Below are 4,858 nucleotides of genomic sequence, written 5' to 3'. Positions count from 1 at the left end.
CGGATCAGCAGGTTCACCTTGACCGGGTCACGGCCCTGTGGGCAATGACCCGCCCCCTCAAGGAGGACCAGCGAGCCACCGGTCAGCTCGGCCAGGCGGGCCCCGGCTGCATCGGGCTGGATCCGATCGTCGGTGCCGTGCACGACCAGGACGGGGCACCGCACGTCGACGCAGAACGACTCGATCGGCTGGCGCACCGCCCCCTCGAGGCCGAGGCGCGCGGCGGTGGTGTCAGCCAGCGTCTGCGCGCTGATGCCGGACGACCACTCCAGGCAGTCCTCGATCGGCTTGGTCGAGTGCGGTTCGGAGAACATCTGGTCGAAGAAGAAGCGTCGGAAGTCATCGAAGTCGCCCTCTAGCCAGTAGTGCTTGTTGTACTTCGCCCAGCCCTCGGTCTGCTCCAGCCGCTCATCCCAGGAGTACCGCTGGCGCTCGGGCTGCTGGACGGCCAGGCCGGTCGACGGACCGATCGCCACGAGCCCTCGGACCCGGCCCGGGTACCGCGCGGCCATCTGCACCGCCCAGGCCGCGCCGGCCGACAGCGCCACCAGGACCGCCGATGCGGTGGAGGTGGCGTCCATCACCGCCACCGCGTCCGCCACGAACTCGGCGTCGGCGTAGGCCGCGGCACCCTGGGGCGTGCTGGACCGCCCGTTGCCGCGGCCATCGAAAGTCAGGACCCGGTGATGACGTGCGAGGTAGGGGATCTGGGCCTTCCAGAAGCGCGAGTGCACCATGGACCACGTCGGCATCAGCAGCACGGTCGTCGGCCCGTCGCCGTAGACCGCATACGCCAGCCGAACGTCCCCTCGCTGCGCGAACCCGGTGTCGTCGGGCTGTCGGGCCAAACTCGGGTCATGCCGCATCTGTGTTACCTCCACTGCTCGTCATCCTCGCCCACCCCAGCCCCCGTGTCAGGGGCCCGAGCCGGTCACGGCGTGATCTCGAGCACGTTGTTGAACGGGGTCTGTGCGGCGACGCGGAAGCCGGTGAACCCGGCCGTCGTGGCGACATCGCGGATCTTGGCCGGCCCGGCCTGGGTGCCCAGGGCTAGACCGACGTCCTGTGACAGCGAGCACGGGGTGCACAGCAGCGTCGAGAACCCGTAGTAGGCGCGCCCGACCGGGTTGAGGTTGTCCTCGACGTGGTCCCCGGCGGCCGGTTCCACGACCATCAGGGTGCCGTCGTCCTTCAGCGCCTGGCGCACCTGTCGCACGGCCCCGATGGGATCGCCCATGTCGTGCAGGCAGTCAAACATCGTCACCAGGTCGAAGGTCTCCCCGGCGAACGCCTCGGCAGGCGACACCTCGAAGCGGATCCGGTCGGCCACGCCCGCATCCTGCGCCCGCTGGCGCGCGGTCTCGATGGAGGCCCGGTGGCTGTCCACGGCCACGAAGGTGGAGTTGGGAAAGGCCTCGGCCATCAGGATGGTCGACGCCCCGTGGCCACACCCGATGTCGGCGACCGTCGCGCCGGCCTGCAGCTTCCCGAGCACCCCGTCCAGGGCCGGCAGCCAGTCCGTCGCCAGGTGTGCGCGGTAGCTGGGCCGGAAGAACCGCTCGCAGCCGATGTGGACGTCAGAGTCATGCTCGTGCCAGCCGAGGCCGTCGCCGCTGCGGGCCGCCTCGATGATCGTCGACGTGCTCTGGAGCGTGCCCAGCGCCGTCTGGAACAGGCCGGGGAGGAACGCGGGGCTGCTCTCGTCGGTCAGGGCCACCGCCTGCTCGGGCGGCAGCGTGTAGCGGCCCGTCGCCGGATCATAGGTGACGTAGAAGCCCGCGGCCTGGGCGTTCAGCCACTCGCGGGTGTAGTGCTCGTCGGTGTCCGTCCGCTCAGCCAACTCTGTGGGCGTGGTGGGACCGTGGTCGGCCAGGCTGCGGTAGTAGCCCAACTTGTCCCCCATCACGACCAGGGCGGTGTTGAGCGTCGCCCCGGCTTCCCCGACAGCCTGGAACACGAAGGCCATCAGCTTGTCCTGGTCGATCGCTGCCGGTTCTTGGATCGTCGTCATCGGTCTCTCCTCGTCGGATCGGTTCTGCGGTTCTGCTGCGCTCACCGTGCCATCACCGTCCACCCGGGCGAATCCGGTGCCCCCCCTAGTCGTTGTACTACGCTTCGGCCGTGCTCATCGGGAGGGACGCCGAGAGGCAGGTGATCGCCCGGCTGGTGTCCGCGGCTCGGGTCGGGCACAGCAGCGCCCTGGTGCTGGTCGGCGAGGCCGGCATCGGCAAGACGACGCTGCTGGAGCACGCCGTGGAGCTGGCCGACGACATGCGCGTGCTGCAGGCCGCGGGCAGCGAGCCCGAGCGCGACGTCGCCTTCGCCGGCCTGCTGCAGCTGCTGCGGCCGGTCCTGGACGGCTTGGACATGATCCCAGCCCCCCAGGTCGAGGCGCTGGCGGTGGCCCTGGCCCTGCGGGAGGGACGTGTCGGCGGCCGCTTCGCCGTGGGTGCCGCCACCCTGACCCTGCTCAGCCGGGTGGCGGAGACGACCCCCCTGTTGCTGATCATCGATGACGCCCATGCGCTGGACCGATCCAGCGCCGAGGCGCTGGCGTTCGTGGGGCGGCGACTGATGGCCGACCGGATCGGCCTGCTGGTCGCCTCACGACCGGGGGTGGAGTCACCGCTGCTCGATGCCGGCCTGCCACCGCTGCTGCTGGAGGGCTTGTCGCTGGCCTCGGTGGCCTCGCTGCTGGCGCTGCAGTCCAGGGGCGTGGTGGCACCCGAGCTGGCCGAGCGGCTGCACCTGGCCACCGCCGGCAACCCGCTGGCCGTGGTCGAGCTGGCCGACGAGGTGGAGATGCTGGACCGCCTGTCCCCCCAGGCTCCGCTGCCGGTGCCCGACGCCGTCCTCCGGGCGTTCAGCCGGCGCATCGCCCAGCTGGACCAGCCCTGCCAGACGATGCTGCTGCTCGCCGCCGTCGCCGATGGTGACCTCGGCGTCGTGGCCCGAGCGGCTGACGATCTGGGGGTGCAGGTCGCTGACCTGGCCCGTGCCGAGGAGCTCCAACTGCTCCGCCTGGTGCCGGGACGGGTGGAGTTCCGCCACCCGCTGATGCGCGCCAGCGTCTACGCCGGTGCGGCACTGGCCCTGCGCCGGCGTGCGCACCGGGCGGTCGCCCAGGCACTGCCCGAGGGCGACCTGGAGCGACGCGCGTGGAACCTGTGCGACGCGACAGTCGGGGTGGACGACCAGGTGGCGGACCACATCGACCTCGTCGGCAGCCGTGCACGCGACCGCAGCGCCAACGCGGTCGCGGCAACCGCGTTCGAGCGCGCAGCGCTGCTCTCCTCGTCTGACACCGCCCGTGCACGTCGGTTCCTGGCGGCCGGCGAGGCCGCGTGGCTGGCCGGGCAGGTGCCTCGCGCCCAATCCCTGCTGGCCCAGGGCGCCGCGCTGACCGCGGGGTCGCCGATCCGCGCCCGGATCGACGGCCTTCGGGGCAACATCGCCCTGCGCGCCGGATCGGTGGAGGAGGCACGGACGGTGCTGCTGCAGGCGGCCGAACAGCTGGTCGAAGTTGATCCCGACGGTGCCGCGATGCTGCTGGCCGACACCGTGACGGCCTGCTACTACCTGGCCGACGCCGCCACGGCGCTGCAGGTCACGACCCGCCTGGACGAGCTGATCGATCGCTGCTGTACCGACGAGGCGAGGATCCGTGCGACGCTCACCGGAGGGACGGCACAGGTCCTGGCCGGGACCGGTGGCAGCGATCGGATCCGAGCCGCCGTCGATGAGCTGCTGGCCCTGCCCGACTGGACCGATGACCAGCGGCGGCCCGGCTGGATGGTCCTGGGACCCCTGTTCCTGCGCGAGTCCGACACCGGTCGCGAGATCGTGCGCCGCGCGGTGGAGGAGTTGCGCGAACACTGCGCGCTGGTCACCCTGCCCAACCTGCTCTCCTACACCGCCCGCGACGAAGCCAGCACCGATCGCTGGGCCAGCGCGCTGACGGGGTATGAGGAGGGGATCGCGCTGGCCCGCGAATCCGGTCAGACCACCGACCTGACCATGTGCCTCGCCGGCCTTGCGTGGCTGCAGGCGCGCACGGGCACCGAGGAGGCGTGCCGCCGCAGCGCTGCGGAGACCATCCAGCTGGCCGAGCACCACCACATCCACATGGGCCGTGCATGGGCAATCTTCGCGCTGGGCGAGCTGGAGCTGGCCCACGGCAGGCCCGCCAAGGCCCTCGAGCAGTTCGAGGCTCTGGGTCGCCTGCTGGAGGACACCGGGTGCATGGACGTGGACCTGATGCCGGGCGCTGAGCACGCCGAAGCACTGCACCACCTGGGCCGCACCACCGAGGCCGCCGAGGTGGCCGAGGCCTACCACGCACGCGCCGTCGCCAAGGGTCAGCCCTGGGCCATGGCACGGGCGCAGCGTGCCCTGGCGATCAGCGATGAGGCGCAGTCTCGCTGGGTGCACTTCGACGACGCGCTCGAGCTGCACCACGCCAGCCCCGACGTGTATGAGGAGGGCCGCACCCAGCTGGCGTATGGTGCAGCGCTGCGGCGGGACCGACAACGGGTCGCGGCGCGTCCCGTGCTGCGCTCCGCGCTGGCGACGTTCGAGCGCCTGGGGGCACGGCCGTGGGCGGACATCGCTGCCCGCGAGCTGGCGGCGACCGGCGAGCGACCGCATCGGCGGGGTGAGAACGAGCTGGACCTGCTGACGCCGCAGGAGCTGCAGATCGCCAGGCTGCTGGGCAGCGGGAGGACGACTCGGCAGGCCGCAGCCGCCATGTTCCTCAGCCCCAAGACCGTCGAGTACCACCTGCGCCACGTCTACACCAAGCTCGGCATCAGCTCGCGAGCCGAGCTCGCCAGCCACCTCGACGAGATCTGATCAGCAC

General features: G+C 71.5%; 3 protein-coding genes. 1 reads left to right on the top strand and 2 read right to left on the bottom strand.

The window, feature by feature from the left end; translation table 11 throughout:
* Together ACR2FV_RS17085 and ACR2FV_RS17080 are read right to left on the bottom strand one after the other, a co-directional pair.
* A partial coding sequence (locus ACR2FV_RS17085) for an alpha/beta fold hydrolase (protein ID WP_434016906.1) occupies positions 1 to 848 on the bottom strand: 848 nt, incomplete at its 3' end.
* A gap of 83 nt (positions 849 to 931) precedes the next feature.
* Positions 932 to 2,011 (bottom strand): class I SAM-dependent methyltransferase, encoded by a 1,080-nt coding sequence (locus tag ACR2FV_RS17080; RefSeq protein ID WP_434016905.1) that lies wholly within the window; start codon positions 2,009 to 2,011, stop codon positions 932 to 934.
* A 110-nt stretch (positions 2,012 to 2,121) separates the two neighbouring features.
* On the opposite strand from ACR2FV_RS17080, the gene ACR2FV_RS17075 reads away from it, so the two are divergent.
* Positions 2,122 to 4,851 (top strand): helix-turn-helix transcriptional regulator, encoded by a 2,730-nt coding sequence (locus ACR2FV_RS17075; RefSeq protein ID WP_434016904.1) that lies wholly within the window; start codon positions 2,122 to 2,124, stop codon positions 4,849 to 4,851.
* The last annotated feature ends 7 nt before the right edge of the window (positions 4,852 to 4,858 follow it).

It is taken from the genome of Ornithinimicrobium sp., assembly GCF_051004135.1.
Lineage (GTDB): Bacteria > Actinomycetota > Actinomycetes > Actinomycetales > Dermatophilaceae > Ornithinicoccus.
This window is presented reverse-complemented; position numbering and strand designations above follow the sequence as displayed.